General features: G+C 46.0%; 19 protein-coding genes. 6 read left to right on the plus strand and 13 right to left on the minus strand.

The window, feature by feature from the left end; genetic code table 11:
- The 3 genes from AACV78_RS25745 to zds form a co-directional block, all read right to left on the minus strand.
- The coding region (locus AACV78_RS25745; RefSeq protein ID WP_194074347.1) for a serine/threonine-protein kinase at positions 1-1,638 on the minus strand (1,638 nt) is incomplete at its 3' end.
- 244 nt (positions 1,639-1,882) lie between these two features.
- The gene (locus AACV78_RS25750) at positions 1,883-2,329 is read right to left on the minus strand and encodes an SRPBCC family protein (protein WP_194013045.1); all 447 of its coding nucleotides are present in this window, start codon (positions 2,327-2,329) and stop codon (positions 1,883-1,885) included.
- A 241-nt stretch (positions 2,330-2,570) separates the two neighbouring features.
- Complete coding sequence (zds, locus tag AACV78_RS25755; protein WP_194013046.1) at positions 2,571-4,007, minus strand: 9,9'-di-cis-zeta-carotene desaturase; 1,437 nt, start codon at positions 4,005-4,007, stop codon at positions 2,571-2,573.
- Positions 4,008-4,339: 332 nt separating this feature from the next.
- On the opposite strand from zds, the gene AACV78_RS25760 reads away from it, so the two are divergent.
- Positions 4,340-4,633, plus strand: a complete 294-nt coding sequence (locus AACV78_RS25760) for a hypothetical protein (protein ID WP_194013047.1) — start codon at positions 4,340-4,342, stop codon at positions 4,631-4,633.
- Between the two features lie 547 nt (positions 4,634-5,180).
- Entirely contained in the window at positions 5,181-6,791 is a 1,611-nt protein-coding gene (locus AACV78_RS25765) for a leucine-rich repeat domain-containing protein (protein ID WP_194010631.1), read from the plus strand.
- 728 nt (positions 6,792-7,519) lie between these two features.
- Here AACV78_RS25765 and AACV78_RS25770 read toward each other — a convergent pair.
- The 4 genes from AACV78_RS25770 to AACV78_RS25785 all read right to left on the minus strand — a co-directional run bounded on the left by AACV78_RS25770 (position 7,520) and on the right by AACV78_RS25785 (position 13,683).
- Entirely contained in the window at positions 7,520-8,365 is an 846-nt protein-coding gene (locus tag AACV78_RS25770) for a nitrate ABC transporter ATP-binding protein (protein WP_194010632.1), read from the minus strand.
- 347 nt (positions 8,366-8,712) lie between these two features.
- The gene (locus tag AACV78_RS25775) at positions 8,713-10,713 is read right to left on the minus strand and encodes an ABC transporter ATP-binding/substrate-binding protein (RefSeq protein WP_194010633.1); all 2,001 of its coding nucleotides are present in this window, start codon (positions 10,711-10,713) and stop codon (positions 8,713-8,715) included.
- Positions 10,714-11,362: 649 nt separating this feature from the next.
- Complete coding sequence (ntrB, locus tag AACV78_RS25780; RefSeq protein WP_194010634.1) at positions 11,363-12,208, minus strand: nitrate ABC transporter permease; 846 nt, start codon at positions 12,206-12,208, stop codon at positions 11,363-11,365.
- Between the two features lie 77 nt (positions 12,209-12,285).
- Complete coding sequence (locus tag AACV78_RS25785; RefSeq protein ID WP_194010635.1) at positions 12,286-13,683, minus strand: CmpA/NrtA family ABC transporter substrate-binding protein; 1,398 nt, start codon at positions 13,681-13,683, stop codon at positions 12,286-12,288.
- A gap of 1,224 nt (positions 13,684-14,907) precedes the next feature.
- On the opposite strand from AACV78_RS25785, the gene AACV78_RS25790 reads away from it, so the two are divergent.
- A complete protein-coding gene (locus AACV78_RS25790) occupies positions 14,908-15,108 on the plus strand; it encodes a hypothetical protein (RefSeq protein WP_194010636.1) in 201 nt (66 codons plus the stop codon).
- A gap of 35 nt (positions 15,109-15,143) precedes the next feature.
- On the plus strand, positions 15,144-16,154 hold the full coding sequence (locus AACV78_RS25795; protein WP_228042457.1) for a cysteine peptidase family C39 domain-containing protein: 1,011 nt from the start codon (positions 15,144-15,146) through the stop codon (positions 16,152-16,154).
- 169 nt (positions 16,155-16,323) lie between these two features.
- On the opposite strand, the gene AACV78_RS25800 is transcribed toward AACV78_RS25795, so the two are convergent.
- The 4 genes from AACV78_RS25800 to AACV78_RS25815 are packed head-to-tail and all read right to left on the minus strand — an operon-like array spanning position 16,324 to position 18,286.
- Positions 16,324-16,452, minus strand: a complete 129-nt coding sequence (locus AACV78_RS25800) for a hypothetical protein (RefSeq protein ID WP_255512968.1) — start codon at positions 16,450-16,452, stop codon at positions 16,324-16,326.
- A gap of 18 nt (positions 16,453-16,470) precedes the next feature.
- Positions 16,471-16,866, minus strand: coding sequence for a DUF5615 family PIN-like protein (locus AACV78_RS25805; RefSeq protein WP_194010638.1), 396 nt, complete (start codon positions 16,864-16,866; stop codon positions 16,471-16,473).
- A complete protein-coding gene (locus AACV78_RS25810) occupies positions 16,863-17,234 on the minus strand; it encodes a DUF433 domain-containing protein (protein WP_194010639.1) in 372 nt (123 codons plus the stop codon). The genes AACV78_RS25805 and AACV78_RS25810 overlap by 4 nt, the downstream gene beginning before the upstream one ends.
- Positions 17,235-17,260: 26 nt before the next feature.
- The gene (locus tag AACV78_RS25815; protein ID WP_194010640.1) at positions 17,261-18,286 is read right to left on the minus strand and encodes a cysteine hydrolase family protein; all 1,026 of its coding nucleotides are present in this window, start codon (positions 18,284-18,286) and stop codon (positions 17,261-17,263) included.
- A 171-nt stretch (positions 18,287-18,457) separates the two neighbouring features.
- On the opposite strand from AACV78_RS25815, the gene AACV78_RS25820 reads away from it, so the two are divergent.
- Positions 18,458-19,189: a TVP38/TMEM64 family protein gene (locus AACV78_RS25820; protein WP_194010641.1), complete on the plus strand. Its 732-nt coding sequence runs from the start codon at positions 18,458-18,460 to the stop codon at positions 19,187-19,189.
- 16 nt (positions 19,190-19,205) lie between these two features.
- Positions 19,206-20,741, plus strand: coding sequence for an FAD-containing oxidoreductase (locus AACV78_RS25825; RefSeq protein WP_194010642.1), 1,536 nt, complete (start codon positions 19,206-19,208; stop codon positions 20,739-20,741).
- A 268-nt stretch (positions 20,742-21,009) separates the two neighbouring features.
- On the opposite strand, the gene AACV78_RS25830 is transcribed toward AACV78_RS25825, so the two are convergent.
- Together AACV78_RS25830 and AACV78_RS25835 are read right to left on the minus strand one after the other, a co-directional pair.
- Positions 21,010-21,600: a Uma2 family endonuclease gene (locus AACV78_RS25830; RefSeq protein ID WP_194010643.1), complete on the minus strand. Its 591-nt coding sequence runs from the start codon at positions 21,598-21,600 to the stop codon at positions 21,010-21,012.
- 71 nt (positions 21,601-21,671) lie between these two features.
- Positions 21,672-22,520 (minus strand): phosphatase domain-containing protein, encoded by an 849-nt coding sequence (locus AACV78_RS25835; RefSeq protein WP_194010644.1) that lies wholly within the window; start codon positions 22,518-22,520, stop codon positions 21,672-21,674.
- Positions 22,521-22,535 lie beyond the last annotated feature (15 nt).

A 22,535-nucleotide genomic window follows, 5' to 3' on the forward strand; every position in this document is an offset into this window, starting at 1 on the left:
GGGGGGGGTTCCAGCAAAGGCGATCGCCCGCACCCAATCCCCGTGCTCTGCTAAAGTACAGATCGATCGACCATTGCGCCAATCCCACAACTGCACAGTCTTATCCCGACTACCACTAGCCAAAAACTCCCCACCAGGACTAAAAGCCACCGCCTCCACCCCACCAGCGTGACCAGTCAAAGCCGACATCGGCCTACCCTTATTCAAATTCCATAACTGCACAGTCTTGTCCCGACTACCACTAGCCAAAACCTGACCGTCGCGACTGAACGCCACAGCATACACCCGATCCTCATGACCGCGCAAAGTGTACCACCACTTACCCTTATTCAAATCCCAAATTTGAATCGTCTTATCCCGACCACCGCTAGCCAAAGTCGTACCATCAGGACTAAACGCCACACAAGTCACCCAGTCAGAATGACCCGTGAGAGTGTACCAGCGCTTACCAGCCTCCAACTTCCAAATCTCAATCGTCTTATCCTCACTCCCGCTAGCTAAAGTCGCCCCATCAGGACTGAAAGCTACCGACGTGACAGCATTAGAATGCCCTACCAGAGTATGAACGCACCTCCAAGTAGGCGCGCGGGCCGGCAAAACCCGCTGCTTCCGGGGCACAGGTATAATCGTGCCTGCAACCGTTGGCGGCACCGTATTCTGCACAGCAGGCGCAGTCTGTGGCACTGGAATTGCTATGGGCGCGGGAGTCGGGGGAACCTGTGGAGGCGACTGCTGCGGCTGCAAATCTTGGAGAATCTCAGCTACAGATTTGTAGCGGCGACTGAGACTCGACTCGATCATTTTATCGAGAATGCGGCTTAATTTCGGAGGGATTTGAACCTTCAAAAAATCTCGCCAAACCCAAACATCCTGATTTATATCGAACAAATCAAAAGGAGATACTTGAGTCAGCAAATAAATGCAAGTAACACCCAAACTGTACAAATCGCTGGCATAAACCGCTTGACCTCTAATTTGTTCCGGCGCGACGAATTCCGGCGAACCGATTACTGTACCGGTTTCTCTCAAACCTTCCACAAGTTTGGCTGCGCCAAAATCAACTAAAACTAATTCCCCGGTTAATGTGGGGTAACTATAATTTATTGGAGTTTGAGAAAGACGGCGGCGGATAATATTGGGCGGTTTAATATCTCGGTGAATGACACTGCGCGAGTGCACGAACTGCAATACTGGTAATAAATCATTCAGCAAACTCAAAATTTGATTGGCGCTGAAAGGCCCATTTCGCAGTAATTCTTGCTGTAAATTCTCACCTTCTATAAATTCCTGCACTAAATACTGATAGCGTTCCTGTTGAAAGTGCGCCAGCAATTCGGGAATTTGTGGGTGTTTCCCCAATTCGTCCAGCCGCACCGCTTCTCGGTTGAATAATTCTGCTGCTTTCTCGCTGTTGCTGGTTCCTTGGGATAGGGGGAAAAACTGTTTGATTGCACAGCGCGGTTTTGAGGGTTTGTCTTGGTCTATTGCTAAAAAAGTGCGGCCGAAACCGCCGCGCCCGAGGGGTTTGATGGCGCGGTAACGCTCTCTGAGTAACAGTTTGGAGCCGCAACTCAGGCAATATTGGGTGCGATCGGCATTTTGCGGGTTTTGACAGGCGGGGTTTAGGCAATAACTCATACCATTTTCGATTTTCGATTTTCGATTTTCGATGGGGGATGGCTGATAACATCAAGGTTTGGATGTTGCCTGAAGTTACATTTTTTTAGAACTGGTACCATAACTCAACCGAGAAGCAATCAGCAGCATATTTCTATGATACTGAGGTACAAGACATCTCGGCTATGGCGTTACAAATTAAAATTAAAGGACTGAAGTCGGAACATCAAACTGGCTCGATCGTTTGGACTTCAGTCCTCAGAATTTAAGCTTTCGCTTTAACATTCAGAGCATATTCTTTAAATCTTTCCAAGTCAGCCTGAATAGTCGATTCAACAACTCGCGCTAGAAATGAATTGTCCATCAATTTTGCCAGCCAACCGGGAACTCCATAGGCGACTGTCAGTTTGACTATGCTGCTGTTTTTGCGATCGTAAAATCGCACCGCACCCCGATTCGGCAAACCGTCTACCGATTCCCACTGAATTATCTGATTCGGCACTAATTTCAGAATCCGAGAAAGCCAGCTAAACTCTAACCCGCCCGTTGCGAGTTTCCAACGAGATAATTCTGGGTTATCTTCAAGAATGCGAACAGAGTCTATCCACTTCATCCAGCGCGGCATTTGCTCTAAATCTGACCAAAGTTCCCACGCTAATTCGATAGGAATTGCCACTTCTACTTGTACGCTATGTTCTAACCAATCAGTCATGGGATTTTAGATTTTAGATTTTAGATTTTAGGTTTTAGATTTCTCGTTACTAGGCTGTGGTAACGCATTTCTAGAGGCTCTGCCTCGCATTTCCTGTCAAAATACTGGAGGCAGAGCCTCCTGATAGGTATTCCCAGGCACAGCCTGGGAACGAGAGAATCGTCAAACAGTTTAACAGTTGTTAGCTAATGACTAATGACTACTGACTAATGACTACTGACTAATGACTACTGACTAATGACTACTGACCGTAAACTTCAAGAATTACCTTAGCGGCTTGATGACCGGAAATTGTTGCACCTTCCATGCTATCAATGTAGTCTTGCTGAGTGTAACTTCCTGCTAAAAAGAAGTTAGGCACAGGAGTTTTTTGAGCGGGGCGGTAAACATCCATTCCCGGTGCTTCGCGATACAAAGATTGAGCCAACTTAACCACGCTGTACCAAGTCATGTTTAATTCCCGTGCTGAGGGAAATAAATCCTGAACTTGCTTGAGTACGTGTTGGGCGATCGCCTCATTGCTTTGTTTGATAAACGGATCGCCCGGTGTCAGCACCAACTGCAACAGAGAACCTTGTCCTTCTTTATAGTAATCCTTGGGACTTGTCAGCGCCAAATCTGCAAAACAAGAAAAATCTGCATCTGCTGAATATAGCAAATTATCAATTCCTACAGCGTGGCTCAACTGTTTGCGCTGCGCTTCATCTTCCAGTTCCGTTACCCAACCGTCGAACCGCAATTGTACTGTAGCAACCGGCACCGCATCCAATTTGTAAATATTGTCAAATTCCGACCATTTGCGCCAAGCTGGCGGCAATATTTTTTGAATCCCCGGCACGTCTAAGGCGAAAACGTAGGCATCGGCGGTGATATTTTCTTCGGTTTCGCCGTTGGCTACTACCAGGCCTGTGACGCGCGTTTCTGCTGCTTCTTGAAACTGAATTTCTCGGACTCTGCGCCTAGTATGAATTTTGGTTCCTTTGCTTTCCAAATATTCCACAATTGGTTTGTGCAAATATTCGCTGGGAGAACCGGCTAGCATCCGCATCATAGAGGCTTCGGTTTTTGTTGCAAAGAATTGGAAGATTGTCAACATACACCGGGCAGAAATATTTTCGGTGTCGATAAAACCTAGGGCGTAGGCGATCGGATTCCACATTCTTTTGAGGGAGTTTTGATTGCCGCCTTGACCGCGAAACCAGTCAGCAAAGCTAATTTTATCCAAATCGCGGATAGTTTTCATTGCTCCGTCAAAGTCGATCAAACCTCGGACGATGGGGCTAGTTCCGAGGGCGATCGCATTTTGAATTTTGTCCTGTACTGATAGTTGGGATGTAGTAAAAAATGCCTTTAAACCGTGCAACGGAGCACCCACGGGAAAGCGAAAATCTAAAGAACCAGTTTCGCCCCCTCGATTGATAAAAGTGTGAACGTGTTCTTTGAGGAGCAAATCGTCAAAAGCTCCTACTTTTTTCATCAGAGCAAATAAGTTATAATAGCAGCCGAAGAAGACGTGCAAACCCATTTCCACATGATTCCCGTCGGGATCTACCCAACTGCCTACTTTGCCGCCGACAAAGGGGCGAGATTCAAAAATTTCTACTTCGTGGCCAGCATCGACTAAATCGACTGCTGCGGTCATTCCAGCCAGTCCCGCACCTGCGATCGCAACCCGCATCTTACAATTCCTTATCCAGTATTTTTACAAATTGTAACAAATTTTAGCTAAAAAGACCGGAATCCCCGATCGCTCGTCGCCTCGATTGGTGTGGGATCGGAGGTGCGGTGACGCGCTTGATTCCACCGACTTACAACCTTACAAGCGCAAGCGTTAAGCAGTGAGAGGGTGGATGACGACATCAAAGCACAATAAGTCTGTTTATTCAACCGATATATCTTGCTCATCGATATATTTTTTCAATTGTTCAACAGTCATGCCACCGTAAGAGGCAATAAAATAGTAGTACGAAAGCTCGATCGACATCAGCAAACAAAAATTAGAAAAAACCTATGCAGCCCATCCGACAAGGCGACGTAATTCTCACCCCCGTACAGCAAATCGCAGGAGAAAAGAAACCTCACCTAACTCTCGCCGAAGGTGAAGTCACGGGACATTCTCACCAGATCATTGAGGGACAAGCTGAACTGTACGAAAAAGACGGTACTCTGTACTTGCGAGTGCTTTCGCCGACAGCATTATTGAGTCACGAAGAACACCATGCGATCGCAATTCCTGAAGGTAATTGGATGGTGCGAATTCAGCGCGAATATGAGCCCCAAGGTTGGCGGTATGTCGCAGACTAATACCATTTTTCTCAAGATGTGCCATCGATCGAGTCTTAGCCCCCCCTTAATAAGGGGGGGTTGGGGGGGTAATATCTAACGCTACTTTATGAAATTGGTATTACAGCATTGGATATCATTTTGTGCGATCGTATTTGTCAAGAACTAGCAGCCACTAAATTAGACACTTGCCAGGAATACATACCATGTTAAAAATCGATTGTGAGGACGATTTCGACGCATTGGAGCGTCCTTTAGCAGTTTTTTTTTGAAAATGAGCTTTCTGAATACGGGATTGCTTTATGCGTTGCGAGTGCCGCCAAATGTGACATCTGCTAAACAGGCAATTCGCTGGGTAAACTGGGGAATAGAGCCTGACTAATTTAACGTGCAAACTTGAAACTCCCCAACCCTGTTTAACAAGTACAATCCTCAACTCACCAAGATCCAAGAAACCGGGTTTTTTACCTAATCTGCGGGCTGCCTGCGAATAATCTCGTAAAAACCCGGTTTCTGGCCACCCGTGCGTAAGTCCTAGTCTGATATTATCCTAATTTACAACAATTTTATGTCTGAAAAACAACCAAATCCCGCAGAATTCAGCAGCTTTACGGACTGGTGCTTGCACAAATACAGCCTTTCAGAAGCAGCAAGATATACAGTTGAGGTGCTGTTAAAAAAAGCTGGCACTTCTGACATTTATGAAGCGAACCAGATACTGTCAAGTAGCAATAAGTTGGCTCTGTACTACAATCAAATATCAGACATCACACCCCTGCAATCTCTGACTAATTTGACTGAGCTGAATCTGGACAACAATCAAATATCAGACATCACACCCCTGCAATCTCTCACGAATTTGACTAAGCTGGCACTGTACAACAATCAAATATCAGACATCACACCCCTGCAATCTCTGACTAATTTGACTTCTCTGCATCTCTCCAAGAATCCAATATCAGACATCACGCCCCTGCAATCTCTCACGAATTTGACTAAGCTGGCACTGTACAACAATCAAATATCAGACATCACACTCCTGCAATCTCTGACTAATTTGGCTTATCTGTATATCTTCAACAATCAAATATCAGACATCACACCCCTGCAATCTCTGACTAATTTGACTTCTCTGAATGTAAATTTTAAACCTGAACATAAGGCTCTAATCGAAGCGTGTCGTCAAAAGTGGGGAACTCTCGTCAACTCTACCGAACCCATCTCTAACCCCAAAGCCGCAGCCGCCGTTAAGTCTGTCTGCGAGATCCTGGGTTTAAAAGCCTCTGAAATAACTTTTTGCAGTAGCCCCAACGGAGGGGTAGCACAAATACCGCTGAAAAGATCCAATGACACTGATTTGATAAAGCGACTAAAAAAACGGGTAGAAGATGCGCTGCACCCCTTTTTCTTGATAACAGAATTGCGGCAAGAACTTTCGGAGTTAAGTATATGGGAGGAACAGCTAGAACAACAATTTAACACAGACTTTGCCAATTATTGGAAATATTCAAAGTCAATATTTACTCCGAAATACTTGGTTGAGGCTCTCGGTGTTGCTGAATTCTGTGTTTCCTTGGGCATTATTATCAAACCAGAAGCACAGAAACTTTTTGAATGCCTGAACCAGCTTTTAGCAGAATGCGGCTGGATTATTTTGTTAGATGATACCTGCATTGTGTGCTCGCGCCCTTGTCAGCTTAGCCTTGACAGCGAATACCGCCTCCATGCAGAAGGGGAACCTGCACTGGAATTTCCCGACGGTTACAAAATCTATTCCTACCACGGTGTAACATTACCTGAAAAATACGGACACATTCACCCCAATCTGTGGCAAGCACAATGGCTTTTAGAAGAAGACAATGCTGAATTAAGACGAGTATTAATTCAGGGAATTGGTTATGCTAGAATTTGCTCGGAACTGCAAGCAACAGAATTAGATTGCTGGAAAGAATACACGCTGCTCAAAATTGATGCTGATATTGATGGCTTCGATCCAAATGATTTCGATGGCGATGATGATGCTCCGAAAAAAGAAGATATTTATCTGTTAAAAATGATTTGTCCGAGCACCGGACACATTCATGCGTTGCGAGTGCCGCCTGATGTGACATCTGCTAAAGAGGCAATTCGCTGGGTAAATTGGGATATTGACTCAGAGGAGTTTTCGGTGCAAACTTGAGTAATACTAATTTAAAAAAGCTACAATCATCAATCTGAGGCCAATTGTTAAAAGCAGAGTCCAGCCGGACACGGCAGTGCCGTTTCCCTACCCGATTATGTTGTTAAAAGCAGAGTCCAGCGCCGGAGACGGCAGTGCCGTTTCCCTACCCGATTATGTTGTTAAAAGCAGAGTCCAGCGCCGGAGAGGGCAGTGCCGTTTCCCTACCCGATTATGTTGTTAAAAGCAGAGTCCAGCGCCGGAGAGGGCAGTGCCGTTTCCCTACCCGATTATGTTGTTAAAAGCAGAGTCCAGCGCCGGAGACGGCAGTGCCGTTTCCCTACTGATAACTGCTAGATTGGCAAAATATTAATCGATAAAACACTAATCAAGATTGGGCCTGTGACACTTAAAAGGGTGGAATGCACCAAGCGTCAATTTAGCAAAAACTGTGGATAACATAGGAAAGAAGCCCACCTTCAGTCAAAGTTGGGCTAAATTCATGCCAGCTTACCGACAGCTAGGCAATCGGGTCTCTTAGCGGGTAGACGTAAAAGTTGAGAAAAAGATCCGAACTTTGTCGAAAAACTTATCCCCAACAATTAAGCTCCAGTTTACCCGTTAGCGAAGCCCTCGAAGAGGATCGCACCAGCGACATCTCACCCGCAGCGATGTTCGCTGAAATTGGGGAAATGCTGGAGCTCTAATTTTCCAGCATTGCCCATTTTAAAGTCCCCATCTCCAAGGGTTTAAGCGTCGTCATCGTGAGCGAAGCGGCGGAACAGGAAGTCTAGGGCGTAGTTCCGCAGGTTGTAGTATTCGGGATCTTCCATCATTTGTACCCGATCGCGCGGACGGGGGAAAGGAATCTCCATAACCTCGCCGATGGTCGCTGACGGGCCGTTAGTCATCATCACGAGTCGATCGGCCAAAAACAGCGCTTCGTCAATATCGTGAGTAATCATCAACACCGTACAGCGGTGATCGTTCCAGATTTTCAGCAACTCTTCCTGCAATTCTTCCTTGGTAATTGCGTCGAGAGCACCGAAAGGTTCGTCTAAAATCAGCACCTGGGGGCGAATTGCCAAAGCGCGGGCGATGGACACCCGTTGTTTCATCCCCCCTGAAATTTGCGGTGGTCTTTTGTCAGCAGCTTCTGTGAGCCCCACCATCGCCAAATGTTCTTTGACGATCGCATTTTTTTCGACCTTCGACTTGTTAGGAAATACAGCGTTAACGGCAATGTAAACATTTTCAAATACAGTCCGCCAAGGCAACAAAGCGTAACCCTGAAACACTACCATGCGATCGGGGCCAGGCTTAACAATCCGTTGCCCGTTAATCGACACGGTGCCCTCGCTGGGATGGCTAAAACCGGACACCATATTTAATAGTGTGGATTTGCCACAGCCAGAGTGTCCGATCAGAGTAATAAACTCTCCCTCAGCTACGGTCAAGTTAACGTTTTCTAATGCCCTGTAACCGTTTGGATATACTTTATGAACATTGTCCATCACCAAAAACGGCTGGCGGCGATCGTGCGGTTGCTGGATTTGGGTTTTGGTGGTCGTCTGGTTTGGAGAAGTATTAATCATGGGTTTTGGAGGTCGTTAGTGGGTGATTAGCGATCGCAAATAATGCAGTTTTGAATGGTGAGCTGCGAGTCGAGACTGTAGATTTGCGAGTTCCCTGTATATTTTGAGTATTGAGTTTAAATTGCCAGACTTTTGCATCAATTATATAATTGTGCTGCTTCACTCAACAATGCAATCAATCGCTGTGATTTCTGATTACTCTTGTCTGACTTCTGAGTTAATAAGTCTTTGACAGGGGCGATCGATAACTAAGCAATTTTTTCACCTTTTGACACCTCAAAACTCGCACAGCACCATTAGAAATTTGGCCGGTGGAAAGCAGTCCACCGGCTGGACAAAAACAGATCCTAAGCAGCTCTGCGGCCAGAATCCAGAATCACTTCAGCCATCGTGTAATCGCGTTTGATCGCGAGATTGTTGAGATAGCCGATCGGATCGTCAGCATTAAACACCGAGCCGTCAAACAAGCGGAGAGAACCCCGAGTGTAAGTAATATCCGACATACCCAATTCTCGGGCTGCGGTGCTGAACGGGCCGACGCGGACTACCCGTTCCAGAATTTCCACCCAGTTGCGGGGGAACACGGTATCGCCCCAGCGCGCCATCTGCACCATGTGCCACAACTGTTCGGTGCGGCTGGGGCGGTTTACTCCGTCTCCGGCGAACAAGTGGTGGGCGTATTCCCGCATGGGAGTATCCAGATTGCAAGCTGCAGATTTCGGATCGCCCATTTGGATGTAACTCTTGTCAGTAGCGACGTACTCGCGTCCCGCCACAATTTCGGAAACTTCTTCAGCGTGGGCCGGATCGCTGCAATAATGACAAGCTTCCAGCAAAGCTTTGACTAGAGCAATATGAGTGTTCGGGTAAGCATTCGCCCACTCTTCTCGAACTCCCAGAATTTTTGCCGGGTGTCCGGGCCACAGTTCCAAATCCGTAGCTACAGTAAAGCCGACTCCTTCCATCGCGGCGCGCAGGTTCCAAGGTTCGCCAACGCAGAAACCGTCAATCGTGCCGCCTTGCAAGTCCACGATCATCTGGGCTGGAGGGATGTTTTTGAGCGAAACATCGCGATCGGGGTCAATGCCGCCGGAAGCCAGCCAGTAGCGCAGCAGCAGGTTGTGCATCGATGAAGGGTGAACGATGCCCATGCGGTGAGTTTGGGCGGGGGTTCTGTGCAGCATTTCTTTGTAATCTGCAAGAGTGTAGATCCCTTGGTCGTAAAAGCGCCTCGCGAGGGTAATTGCGTTGCCGTTGCGGCTCATGGTGAGGGCTGTAACGGTTGGTATTGGCTTTTCTTGGTGGCCTCCCAAGCTCAACCACGCTGCCATCCCAGAGGGCATTTGGGCTGCGTCTAAGTAGCCTGCAGCGATGCCGTCTACGATGCCGCGCCAGCTTGTTTCCCGCACGAGGTGGACTTCATCGAGTCCGTGTTTGGCAAATAAGCCTTTTTCTTTGGCGATGGCTAGGGGAGCGCAGGCGGCGAGGGGGATGAAGCCTAGTTCGAGGTTGACTTTTTCTAGGCCGTGGCGGGCGATCGCGGGTACTTTGCGCGCCCGCAGTTTTTTGACTCGTTTCTGCTGGTTGAGGAAGTAAATCATTTCGCTCCGCAGGGCGTAGTAGCTGGGGTGCGTGACTACTTCCATGCGCTTGCGGGGGCGGGGGATGTCTACTTCGAGGATGCCGCCAATCTTCGATTCAGGGCCGTTGGTGAGCATGACGATGCGATCGCTCAACAGCACTGCTTCGTCAACGTCGTGCGTTACCATCAGGGCGCTGATTTCGTACTCTTGGCAGATTTCCATCAACTTTTCTTGCAAGTTGCCGCGAGTCAAAGCATCCAAAGCGCCGAAGGGTTCGTCCAAGAGTAACAGTTTGGGGCGCAAAGCTAGAGCACGGGCGATCGCCACGCGCTGTTTTTGTCCGCCGGAGAGCAGTGCAGGTTGCTTTTCCGCGTGGGGAGCCAAGCCCACCATATCGATATGTTTTTGAATGATTTCGAGGCGTTCGGCTCTGGGTAAGCCGCTCATCACCGAGTCTACGGCTAGGGTAATGTTTTCTCTGACCGTCCGCCAGGGTAGCAGCGAATAGTTTTGGAATACTACCATGCGATCGGGGCCTGGCTTGGTAATTCTTTGTCCTTCGATCGTCACCAATCCTTCTGTGGGCAGATCCAAACCCGCCACCATATTTAGTAGGGTAGATTTGCCGCAGCCGGAGTGTCCGATTAAGGAGATAAATTCGCCTTTTTTAATTTCTAAGTCGATGCCTTTGAGGGCTATGTACGTGCCGCCGTCTGACAAATTAAATGTTTTTCCGACTTGTTCTACCGCAATCAAAACTGACATGGTTTTCTTGCCTTTTTTGTAAGTTTGTCCTTGATTTTTTGATGATTGATTATTGATTGTTGAATGTTAGCTGTGATGTCGGCTCAAACAACTGCAATAATATTGTTTTGTAGTGAAGGCTTCAGTTCTATTGGTGTCAATGTCAACCGGACAACTTTTGGACATCTCGCTTATGTCGGAGTCTAGATAGCCCTAAATCTCCCCTAAAAAAGGGAGTCGGGGTTGGGAGTATCTCAGTTTTGTAAAAAGCATTTTTTTATTATAGTGCGAGCTTAAAAGCTCGCGTATTTTGGTACTCGCCAGCTCTTAAGCTCGCACTATAAATGCCCAACTGAGATGCTCCCGCAGGGGTTGACTTTGAGAAGACTCCTATCCCCCCTTTTTCGGTTCCCTTCTTAGTGAGGGCTAGGGGGGTTCTCTTTTTCAGGGGTTAGGAGTGGGATAAGCGGCCCTAATTATCAAACAGTAGACCGATACTAAGTTTGAGCTTGTTTTTGACAACAATGATGCAATTTCTCACTGTTTATGAGGACTAAAGTTATCACTACAAACACGATCGCAGTTATGTTACCGTACTTGATATTAGCTGTTAAGTGCTAGCTGCCAACCATCAACTATCAACCATCCACTGTTAACTGTTAACTGTTAGTTATTTGCCTTCAGAGGGAGCAATTTTGTGTTGCAACCAAGCCATCATGCGATCGAGGAACAAACCAACAGCCCCAATGTAGAACACCGCTAACAAAATTTCGCTGATGTAGTTTTGCTGGTAAGCGTTCCAAATAAAGAAGCCGATACCAACAATCCCCGACATCACAATTTCCGCTGCAATAATCGCCAGCCAAGCCAGCCCGATCGCAATTCTCAATCCGGTGAAGATGTAGGGAAGCGCCGACGGAAACAAAATATTGAAATAATATTCTTTCCGAGTCAGTTGCAGCACTTTCGCTACGTTGTTGTAATCGTCGGGAATTTGGCGGACACCTTCGGCGGTGTTGATCAAAATCGGCCAAACTGCGGTGATAAAAATCACGAACAAAGCAGCAGGTTCGTTTTGTTGCAGTGCAGCCAGGGCGATCGGCACCCAAGCCAGAGGCGCAACCATCCGCAAAAACTGAAAAATCGGGTCTAAAGCCTTGTTCAGCAACGGATTTGTACCTACCAAAACACCCCCCGCAATTCCTACAGCAGCGGCGAGAGTGTAGCCTTTTGCTACCCGTTCCAAACTAGCCAAAGTTTGCCAAAACAAGCCGATTCCATAGGTTTTGGAATTCATGAAAGGATACAGCAACAATACCCGCGTCCGTTCGTCAGTCCAAACGCTCGTAGGGCCCGGCAGTTTGATCAGTCCCGTACTCGACAGGAATTGCCAAACTGCCAGAAATCCCAAAATCCCTAAAATTGGCGGCACAATATTTGATGAATTCTTCTTCCAAAACTCGCCAAAAGCTCCTTGTGCAGCGCCTCGATCCCTTCGATTTGTACTTACAGCCATCCTATTAATCTCCTGTGTTTGCGCTATTTTTTATGACCGTAATTTTTTGAGGCTAAATTACGGTCAGCTTTGACCCATTAAACTTTTTTAATCGCCAAACTCTTGAGGTAATCTTCTGGCTTTTCCGGGTTAAATTCTTTGCCATCAAAGAATTTTTCAATACCGCGAGACGTACTTTTGGGAATGTCAGCATCAGCAACTCCGGCCAATTTTGCTGCGGCTTTCCACAAATCTTCGCGGTTGACTTTATCGATCATCTTTTTATCCGCCAAGGTTTTGGTTGGCAGGAAGCCCCAGCGCACGCTTTCGGTTAAAAACCACAAATCGTGACTCTTATAAGGATAGGAAACGTTGCCGAGGCCGTCTTTCCAGTACAGCGGGCTCATTTTGAAATCGTCGATCTCTGGTTGACCGTCACCCATCATGTACTTGCCCTGATAGGGAGGTGTCAAAACTGCCGGAGGTACGTCAAAGTAGTTTCTGCCAGAAGTAATGGCAACTAATTCGGCGCGATTTTCTGGTTTGTCGCACCACTGCTGGGCTTCGATCAGTCCTGCTAGCATGGCTTCGGTGGCTTTGGGGTGTTTGTCTACCCAGTCGCTCCGCATAGCTAGATACTCTTCGGGGTGATCTTTCCAGATTTGGGCTGTGAGGGCGGACATGAAGCCGATGTCCTCTTGGACGATCCGCAGGGGCCAGGGGTCGCCGGTACTGAAACCGTCCATGCTGCCAGTTTTCATGTTGGCTACGGTTTGGGCTGAGGGTACTGTTAGCAATTCGGCTTCTGTGTCGGGATCGATGCCGTTAGCTGCTAGCCAGTAGCGAATCCAAAAGTCTTGGTTGACTTTGGGGAAGGTGTAGGCTGCTTTGAAGGGTGTGCCTGCTTTTTTGAGGCCTTTCATGTAGTCTTGGGCCGCTTGGTCTAGTTTGAGCCCGATGCCTTTGCCTTTGTGTTTTCCGGCGATCGCAATTCCATTTCCTTGAGTGTTCAACTGGGCTAGAACATACATCGGAATTTTGACGCTACCTTTGGTAATCAGACCTTCACTAATTTGATAAGGCATGGGCATTTGCCACTGGCCTCCATCAATACCGCCACCTGCAGATCCAATTTCTAAGTTGTCTCTAGCCGAACCCCAGTTGGCTTGTTTGGCGACTTCCACTTCGGTCATGCCATACTTGGCAAAAAAACCTTTTTCTTTGGCAATAATTAACGCTGCTGCTTCGACGATCGGGATATATCCCAAGATAACCTTTGTGCTTTCGATGCCCTCTACTCTTTTCTCGTTGGCCACAGCAACTGCTGATGTGGGCGCTGGGGATGTCCCGCCTGTAGTAGCCCCACCACCGCCGGCACCTGCTGTACTACCTGGTTCTGGGGGAGTACAAGCTTTGAGGAGTATTGTACTGACTGCGGATGCACCTGCGGTAACGATAAATTTACGCCGAGAAAATTGCTCTGAAAATTTTGTCATAGCCTAGCTTCGTTCCTATTCATAAATCTTCTGTAACGACATCACTGAAGTTTATCAAAGCGCTTTTTTGTTGTTTGCTAAAGGTCTATTAGCCTTTCTCTAAAAGATGAGGTACGAGTTTTGCCATGAAATGCTTTACACTGTAAGGGTTGCAGCATACCTCGGCATACCTCATGTGAGAGCTTGAAAGGCTATATTAGCGAACTATTTTGAGCGCAGGGAAAGCAGGAGGGGTAGAAAGATTTATTGTTAGCATAAGTCTTTCAAATATCCCTGCTGATTTTACACTTTTGATTAACTCAATATTGCGATGGACCAAGTTGTGCGAACTCGCTTTAAGCGAACTCCACATTTTTTGGTATTAGTTATTCAGTTTACCGTACTGTTGCTGCGATCATAAAACAAATATTAAATTTAAATGATAAGTAAATATTTAACTAGCCTGGTGTCAATAAGCAAGGGTTTTTAGCCCCTATTCGAGCTCACAATATTTATTTTTATCGTTAAGTGCCTGTCTGCAAGGTTTTGGGCAGCATACACTGTGGGAAAATTCAAGCTCATTGTCAATAAGCTACAAGCTCTGTCCCTAGAATTGATTAGTATTACTTAACAATCTTCTAATTTAATAAAAAATTACGAGTAAGTGTATTAAAATATACATTAATAATTGCAGTTGTCTAAGTGTATGAGCTCTTGTCCGATCGATTGCCATAACAAAAACCGATCTGTGTGGAATGCGAGTTCCCAAACGATCGAACAAACTCGCATTCCGCACGCGCGATCCAATGGCGCGATCGGTCAATCGAGCGGACACTATATAGGTAAGGAATGAAAATTTAATAACTTAAGCGATTGCCCGTTACTTTCGCTCTGCGTGGTAATGCAGATAGGCGAGGAAGAGCCTCCTTCGATTTTTGTTACGGTAATCGACAGGACATGATATAGCGGTTCTCTAAAAAGTGAGGATAGCCCGGCGCGGGCCACGGCGGCCTATGCCGGATAGTACCTCATCTTTTTGAGAAAGGCTATATCAAACCTTCAAACCTTAATTTTTCACCGTTAAACGCTGCGATCTAATATTTTCGCAAAAACACCCGATTTCAGCCTCCCAGACTATATTTGAATGGGTTTTGGCTTCCATCTATTTTACAAGAGATATGTCTGTTTTGGGCGATGGATTTGGGACTTTTTTTGCGGTGCTAATTTTTTTGGGAGTTTTTAGAAGTGGTAAAAAAAGTTACTCGAATGCTTGACAGATGGCAAATTTTAAGGAAGCATCTCTTTTTTGCAAAAAGCATTTTTTTTACAGTGCGAGTGGGGGCGATCGCACTATTAAAAGTGTTGTTTATTTTCCAGTTTCCCGGCAATTTTCCCAATTGGCGACTGCGCCGCGGACGATCGATCGCACAGCGTGTTAAAACCTAGTTAAGCAACAAAATTTTGAATTCATGGAAATATTGTTGACACTGCTACTGGGTTCGGTGCTGTTTGTCTGGGGAATGCGCTTTGGAAAGCTGTTAGTTCGATCGGGAGTGACGGCTAACGATTTGTTTAAGGGCCACAATTCTCTCGCCCTGCTGTTTTTAGGTTTTTATGTTGGCTTGCTGCTGTTGGCTCTAAATCTGCCGCAAATGCCTGCTTTGCCGATCGAGTGGCGCGTGCACGGGATGCAGGTTACTTGGACTTTGCTCAGGGTGATGTTGATGGGAGTCTGCGGTATTGGGTTTAGCATAAGTTGGCTGACGGGGCGATCGCAAGTAATAGCAGTAATTTTAATTGGCTTGTTGGGATTGGGCGGATTTACCAGCGCTGAGGCTTATTTTCTCGCACCAATTTATGACGATCTAATTGACAATTTGCAACCAAACGGTGTATTTCGGCAAACTTCTAACAGCAGTTGTGCGCCGGCGGCGCTAGCAACTGTGTTGAGACGTTGGGGAATGGATGCGACGGAATCTAGCGTGGCGCGTTTGGCGGGTACGAGTCGTTTGGGCACTTCGATGCCGCAGTTGATTGTCGCAGCGAGGGCTTTGGGTGTAAATGCGATCGAACTAGCGCCCACTTGGGAGCAAATCCAGCAAATCAATCGCCCCGGAGTGCTAGCAGTTTGGCTGTTTGATGGAGGTCGAAAACTGCCGCACGCGGTGGCTTTGCTAGGAATGAATGACAGTGTAGCAGCGATTGGAGACCCTTCGAGAGGCAAGATTTTCTATTTAGATAAAGCAACTTTTGCTTATGTCTGGCGGGAGGAGTACGTGCCGATTTTTCGGTCTGCAGATATCTTGTTAAGTGACAAGCAAGCTGCAGGTTATTTAAGTAAATTAGGATATAATAGCGGTAATTTAAAAGCAGACATTGAGCGCTTTCAAACCGATAAAAAATTGAAAATTACTGGTAAGTTAGATAGGATGGCTGAATTGATGTTGAGCGGTGCTTTTTTGGAGGGCGTGCCGAGATTGGATGGGAAATAATTAGATTATAGGAATTAATGAACCGCAGAGAACGCAGAGAGCGCAGAGAGATATATAGACAGTTTCTTGGGTAAATTAGATTCGATTAATCAGTTGACAAATATTGGCGCAAAGCTGCAATGACTTCCTCGGCTGACTGCGATTGAAATTTGCCCGCGCGGAAATCTGCTCAGGTTTGTTGGGCATTTGTAGCTATTTCTGCACGGCGACTTTCGCGGTGCCAATTTTGGAGAATTTTAATCAACATTTCCTGCTGTTCGTAGGTTAGATTCAAAGCATTTAGAACTAAGGTGTGCAATAGGCAGGCTGCGATAGTTCATGGAATGAAAATTCTTCTTGCGCCTCTGTAATTGCCAGTATAAATGGCAATCTCAACAATACCCTCGACACAGCGTTCTCGATAACTTGAGTCATTTAAAACTCGATCGGCATTACCAATTGTCACAACTGGTAATGAGTCTGGAGTGTTTTCTTCGCGCATGACTTGCTCCAACGAGTCTTCATCTTTCATGCTTCGATTAGCTGTGAGTAAAATCATTTGATTTTCCTGAGCGATTCTCCAAACAACTCGATCGCTACTATCAATTGACAATCCCACCTCCTCAAACATGACGAAGCGAATTTGCACAAAATCAAGCCAACCTTGGCTAGCAATACTGCCAAGAAGAACTCGCGCGTGTCCCTTAAAATTGTGATCTATTAAAAAAATCATGAGTGAAGTTGGTGACGCGCCTTCGAGGCTTGAAGCTTTTCCCAAGCAGCTTCCAACCCCGGTGGTGGTGGCAGGGTAGCAATGCGGGCAACACGATCGCGATTTTGTTCTTCGTAATATTGCCGAAGTTCCTCAGTCTCCTTAAGAACAACTTGGTATTCTGCGTCAACTTCTGCCCGATGTGTATCTATGTAGGAGAGGGCTGCATTAATTTGATCCTCTGTCAAATCAAACAGGGAACGAATGAACTTAGGCGGATACTGGGCGATTACATAGTCCATCACGTCGTACAGAGTGATGCGCGTACCTGCGATCGTCAACCCACGCTCTGTACGGATAACCGACGGCTCATTAGATACTAAACTCATACTCATAGCCTGTTGCTAACTTATCTTTATTCTAGCTCAAACTGAGTAGATTTAACCACATTCATGCCCGCCGCAGCAAATCTTTGAAAAGCCGCTTCTGCTGCTTCAGTAAAATCAACCACACCCGGAACAACCACCGGCGAAGTGCAATCTTCCAGCAAATAAACCTTCTTTGCCAACTCCGAATCTCGCGCCAAAATTTCCGCCAGCAAATCATCAATCGTCCAAGCAACGCAGTGACTTTTTGCTTGTCCCGCAATAATTACCGCATCAAAACCGAGCAACTTATCGATAAATTTAGCATTTTTTTTGGCAATAGAAACCCCATCCGGCCCGTCTAAAACTTCCGGCCGCAAAACTGAATAATTTTCTGTTAACGGATTCCCGCCTTTAATTTCAAAAAGTGCTTGACTTTCGCGGGCGATGCTGTGAAAAAATATAGCTTCTTCCACGGCAGAAACCAAGGCGTGTCCGATGCCGCCTAACATTGAATGATAGGGCCAAATTGTCAAGGGAAATTTGCCGTCATCGCTGAGTTTCTGCACGTAGTGGAGAGCGTGTTTTTCCAGGGCGGAAAAATTGCCACCGCTGATGCTGTTGGCGACGGCTGGATTAACTTTCCAAATACCTTTTTGCACATCTTCCAAAGTAATCAATGTGGCGGCTGGTTGCGGGTGTTCGCCTGCTGCATTTATCCAAAAAATTGGATGAAAAATTTGCATCGCAGTGTGGGTGTCCATTGTCGGCGCAATGGTTGTAATTCTATCTAAATTGCGGTAAATGAACTCGCACAAGCGCAGGTTGTCGTCTACTGCACCGCTACCGGAACGCCCGCCGACAAATAGTTCAAAATCCGGCAAACAAAAAGTATTTTGGGCATCGATTATCAACAAACAAATGCGGTTTGTGTCCCTGGCGGCGGGCGGGATTTCGTGCTTTTTCGCCCAGTTTTTCGCTTGAAAAGCCCGTTCGTGATAGGGAACGCGCCAAACTTCGCCTACTTTTTTTGCCTCGAAATATTCAGGAATTGGGAGTTGCTTTTTTGCTATCATAGCCTGTCTATGTTAGAGTGAGTTGTAACAATAAGTTAAACCTGGAAATATTCAATAATTAAATAGCCTTTCATTCTCTGATATCTTTCTCAGCGCCCTCTGCGTCCTCTGCGGTTCAAAAAAAATGCTCTATACTCTCATATAATACAAATAACTATTTACGGGTGAATTATGCCGCCAGAACTAAATCACAATTATTCGCCTAAAAAAAACAATCAAAAATTCTGGTTTTGGTCGATCGCCCTTTTTATCCCCCTCTTAATTGTAGCAACTAAATCTCCCTACGTTCAACAACTTTTAACAACTGTTTTAAGCCAAATCCAGGATTTAGGCATTTGGGGCCCAGTCGCTTTCATCGCTACCTACAACTTAGCTACTATACTGTTTGTACCTGGTTCCGCCCTCACCCTCGGAGGCGGGGTGCTGTTTGGCCTGTGGTGGGGCTCCATCTACGTGTTTGTCGCAGCAACTTTAGGGGCTACCTTTGCTTTTGCGATCGGGCGATACCTGTCGCGCGATCGCGTGGTAAAATACATGGAAGCTCACCCGAAGTTCAAAGCCCTCGATCGCGCCGTTGCTAAATCAGGATTTAAAATAGTCTTTTTAACCCGTCTTTGTCCTTTATTTCCCTTCAATTTATTGAATTACGCCTTGGGAGTTACCCAAGTTTCTTTAAAAGATTACGTGTTAGGTTCCTTCGGGATGATTCCGGGAACTTTGATGTACGTTTACTCTGGTTCATTGATAGGAGATATTGCTGCAATTGGTATGGGAACTGAACCGACAAGTCCCCAAACAGAAGCTGTAAAATGGTCTATAAATTTGATCGGTTTTACGGCTGCTGTCGTAGTAACTTTATATATAACCAAGATTGCTCGCAAGGCTTTGGATGAAACTATTTAATTAGGAGAATTTGCTCGTGTCGCAGTCAAAAGTCGATCGCGTAACCGTCCCCCCGATGGACGAATACAACCAAAAATTAGTCTCCTATTTGCATCCGTCAGATTGGGTGAATCCCCAGCCAGCTAGCAGTTACAATTTAGTAGTAATTGGCGCGGGGCCCGCCGGATTAATTGTGGCTGCGGGGGCGGCTGGTTTGGGTGCCAAAGTTGCATTAATTGAAAAACATTTGATGGGTGGCGATTGTTTGAATGTCGGTTGCGTACCTTCAAAAAGTTTAATTAGATCCTCGCGCACTGTCGGCGATATCTGGAATGCGAGCGAGTTTGGTGTTAATGTTTCTAACAATCCCGAAGTGGATTTTCCTGCTGTCATGGAACGGATGCGCCGGATCAGATCGGGAATCAGCGATGTGGATTCTGTTGAACGCTACCAGCACAAATTAGGAGTCGATGTTTTCTTAGGTTCCGGTAGTTTCACTAGCAATTCTACCATAGAAGTTGCTGGTCAAACTCTGCGGTTTAAAAAAGCAGTAATTGCCACAGGTGCAAGGGCGCGACAACCCCAAATCCCCGGCTTGCAGGAAGCTGGATATCTGACAAATGAAACTGTATTTAACCTCACAGAAAGGCCTCAGCGTTTGGCTGTAATTGGCGCTGGGGCGATCGGCTGCGAATTGGCTCAAGCCTTTCAGCGACTGGGTTCGGAAGTAGTGTTGCTGCACAAAAATGCTCATATTTTAGATAAGGAAGATGCGGATGCTGCAACAATTGTGCAGCAGGCTTTTCTGCGCGAAGGAATTCAATTAATACTTGAATCTCAAATAGAGCGGGTTGAGCAAACAAATGCAGGCAAAGTAGTTTATTATCAAACTCAAGGGAAGAAAGCATCGGTAATAGTAGATGAAATTATTGTGAGTGTGGGGCGATCGCCCAACGTGGAAGGATTGAATTTGGAGGCGATCGGCGTTGAATACGATACACAAATCGGCGTATTTGTCAATGACAATTTGCAAACTACTAATCCCCGCATTTATGCCGCTGGGGACATTTGCATGAAATATAAATTTACTCACGCCGCTGATTTTGCCGCGAGAATGGTGATTCAAAACACTCTGTTTTTCGGGCGCAAAAAGCTCAGTGCTTTGACGATACCTTGGTGTACTTATACAGATCCGGAAATTGCGCGCGTCGGAATGGGCGATCGCGAAATTCAAGCCCAAGGAATTGATGTCGATACATTTTTGATTCCTTTCGATAAAGTCGATCGGGCAATTATTGACGGCGAAGAAGAAGGATTTGTGAAAATAAACGTCAAGAAAGGCAGCGACAAAATATTAGGTGCAACGATTGTCGCGCGACACGCCGGCGAGATGATTAATACAATTACTTTAGCAATGGTTAACAATATTGGTTTGGGGAAAATTGCTAGCGTAATTCACCCGTATCCGACACAAGCGGAAGCTATTCGCAAAGCCGGAGATGCTTACAATCGCACTCGTTTGACTCCGTTTGTGAAAAATTTGTTCAATAAATGGTTGGCTTGGACGCGATAGATAAATAATTGTGGAACAGGCATCTTAGGAATGAGAATTAAATAACTTACAATTTGATATTTCTTGTGGGATGGGCGTTCCGCCCGTCATTTCTGGACGGGCGGGACACCCATCCCACAAACTTGTGTAAAATATTTAATTTGCGATCCTTTCCTGTTCATTATCGGCTTTTATGGGCGGTGTCGAAGCCCACCACAAAATAAAATTCACTCTCTGTGGAACAGGCATCTTGCCTGTTCGCGATCTAGTTGCCATAAAATGTGTGTTTTTATGCTTCTGTTTCTGTTTCTGTTTCAAATCCAACACCTTCATACAAAAGTGCGATCGGCAAATCAAACTCAATGCTTGATAAAGTGATAATCTCCCCAGCAGTGTAAGAATAGTACAGCCACATTCTCCCATCTCCCCGACAGTAACGCTCAACAAAAATCTTTTGTGAATCAATCAAGATATACTCTTGCAAAGTCGGAATTTTCAGGTAACAAGTGAATTTTTCATCCCGATCTTTAGCACTTGTACTGGGTGAAAGAACTTCCACAATAATTTTAGGATTCTGAATGAAATTGCGCGAATTAATGTCTTCTGGATCGCAACTGACTATCACATCAGGGTAGTAGTAACGGCTTTGAAAACTGACTTGCAATTTCACATCTGACACGTTCATCCGACAGCCTCTGGAACGCAGATGCGGGCGCAATGCAGTGTAAAAGTTAAGTGCCAGATCGTTATGAGGAATTGTACTGCCTGTCATGGCAAAAACTTCGCCGTTGACATATTCGTGGCGAATCTCTTGTTGAGCTTCCCATTCGAGATATTCCTCAACCGTCATTTTTGGGGGTTCTTGGGGAATGGATATCATAACAAATTTTTTTGTGATGTTACTTTGATTGTAGCATTAGGGGTTGGGCGATCGCCCAAACAAACCCTACGTCAAAAATCCCCTTCATCAACTTGAAAAACAGTCAATCCTAACGACCGCCACATATCAACAACTTGCTGGCGATCGTCCAGCACAAACTTAACATTATATTTCCCTGCAATATGCTGTCTGTAAAACTCCTCTTTAATCAGCGCATCCTTCCGCATATCTCCAGTTTTCCGCATATAAAGACTGTGATAATTCACCTCATACTGCTGCAACCATTGTTCAGTTTGAGGCTGACAGTCATCGGTTCTGCCCGATACTACAATGATATTGGCACTGGATTGCCACTTGCGGACGGTATCTAAAACTGGCTGATTCGGTAAATCGCGATCGCACTTTGAAGCATCAAAAGGATTTCTACCGTTCAGAAGTGCCAGCGTACCGTCCATATCCACAAGAATTGCATCCGGCAAATCCGGGTTATATTCCGGCGGCGCAACGGGAACCCGCACATACTTATTGTACATCTTCAAAATCACATCTTTCCCCACCGAATTAAGTCTTTTCAAATCCCGTTTAATACACTCCTCCACCGGAACTTGCAGGAAAGAATCATTAACTTCAACGATAGCTTTACCCTTAACCAACTCCTTGATCTGCTCGATGTGAGGCCCAAAATTAGTATCGTCAACAATCACGTGCTTGCCGCTTTCCAAAGCCATCAAAATAACCGTGTCTCTCAACTGCACAATAAATTTTTCATTGGCAGGCGACCAATGGGAAGCATGAGCCATTTCTCTCAACAAATCTTTATTTGTCCGCACCCATCTTGCAGGTTCAGACAACAGCAATTCCCTGGCAAATTGAGATTTTCCCGAAGCAGGTAAACCGACAAGTACAACAACTCTTTTCATGGTAATGCGTAATGG

It is taken from the genome of Tychonema sp. LEGE 07196, assembly GCF_963890365.1.
Taxonomy (GTDB): Bacteria; Cyanobacteriota; Cyanobacteriia; order Cyanobacteriales; family Microcoleaceae; genus Microcoleus.

What these genes read in the sequence shown, in the direction of transcription:
- AACV78_RS25750 (WP_194013045.1), bottom strand. Translation starts at nt 2,329, where the DNA reads ATGACTGATTGGTTAGAACATAGCGTACAAGTAGAAGTGGCAATTCCT.
- zds (WP_194013046.1), bottom strand. Translation starts at nt 4,007, where the DNA reads ATGCGGGTTGCGATCGCAGGTGCGGGACTGGCTGGAATGACCGCAGCA.
- AACV78_RS25760 (WP_194013047.1), top strand. Translation starts at nt 4,340, where the DNA reads ATGCAGCCCATCCGACAAGGCGACGTAATTCTCACCCCCGTACAGCAA.
- AACV78_RS25765 (WP_194010631.1), top strand. Translation starts at nt 5,181, where the DNA reads ATGTCTGAAAAACAACCAAATCCCGCAGAATTCAGCAGCTTTACGGAC.
- AACV78_RS25770 (WP_194010632.1), bottom strand. Translation starts at nt 8,365, where the DNA reads ATGATTAATACTTCTCCAAACCAGACGACCACCAAAACCCAAATCCAG.
- AACV78_RS25775 (WP_194010633.1), bottom strand. Translation starts at nt 10,713, where the DNA reads ATGTCAGTTTTGATTGCGGTAGAACAAGTCGGAAAAACATTTAATTTG.
- ntrB (WP_194010634.1), bottom strand. Translation starts at nt 12,208, where the DNA reads ATGGCTGTAAGTACAAATCGAAGGGATCGAGGCGCTGCACAAGGAGCT.
- AACV78_RS25785 (WP_194010635.1), bottom strand. Translation starts at nt 13,683, where the DNA reads ATGACAAAATTTTCAGAGCAATTTTCTCGGCGTAAATTTATCGTTACC.
- AACV78_RS25805 (WP_194010638.1), bottom strand. Translation starts at nt 16,866, where the DNA reads ATGATTTTTTTAATAGATCACAATTTTAAGGGACACGCGCGAGTTCTT.
- AACV78_RS25810 (WP_194010639.1), bottom strand. Translation starts at nt 17,234, where the DNA reads ATGAGTTTAGTATCTAATGAGCCGTCGGTTATCCGTACAGAGCGTGGG.
- AACV78_RS25815 (WP_194010640.1), bottom strand. Translation starts at nt 18,286, where the DNA reads ATGATAGCAAAAAAGCAACTCCCAATTCCTGAATATTTCGAGGCAAAA.
- AACV78_RS25820 (WP_194010641.1), top strand. Translation starts at nt 18,458, where the DNA reads ATGCCGCCAGAACTAAATCACAATTATTCGCCTAAAAAAAACAATCAA.
- AACV78_RS25830 (WP_194010643.1), bottom strand. Translation starts at nt 21,600, where the DNA reads ATGATATCCATTCCCCAAGAACCCCCAAAAATGACGGTTGAGGAATAT.
- AACV78_RS25835 (WP_194010644.1), bottom strand. Translation starts at nt 22,520, where the DNA reads ATGAAAAGAGTTGTTGTACTTGTCGGTTTACCTGCTTCGGGAAAATCT.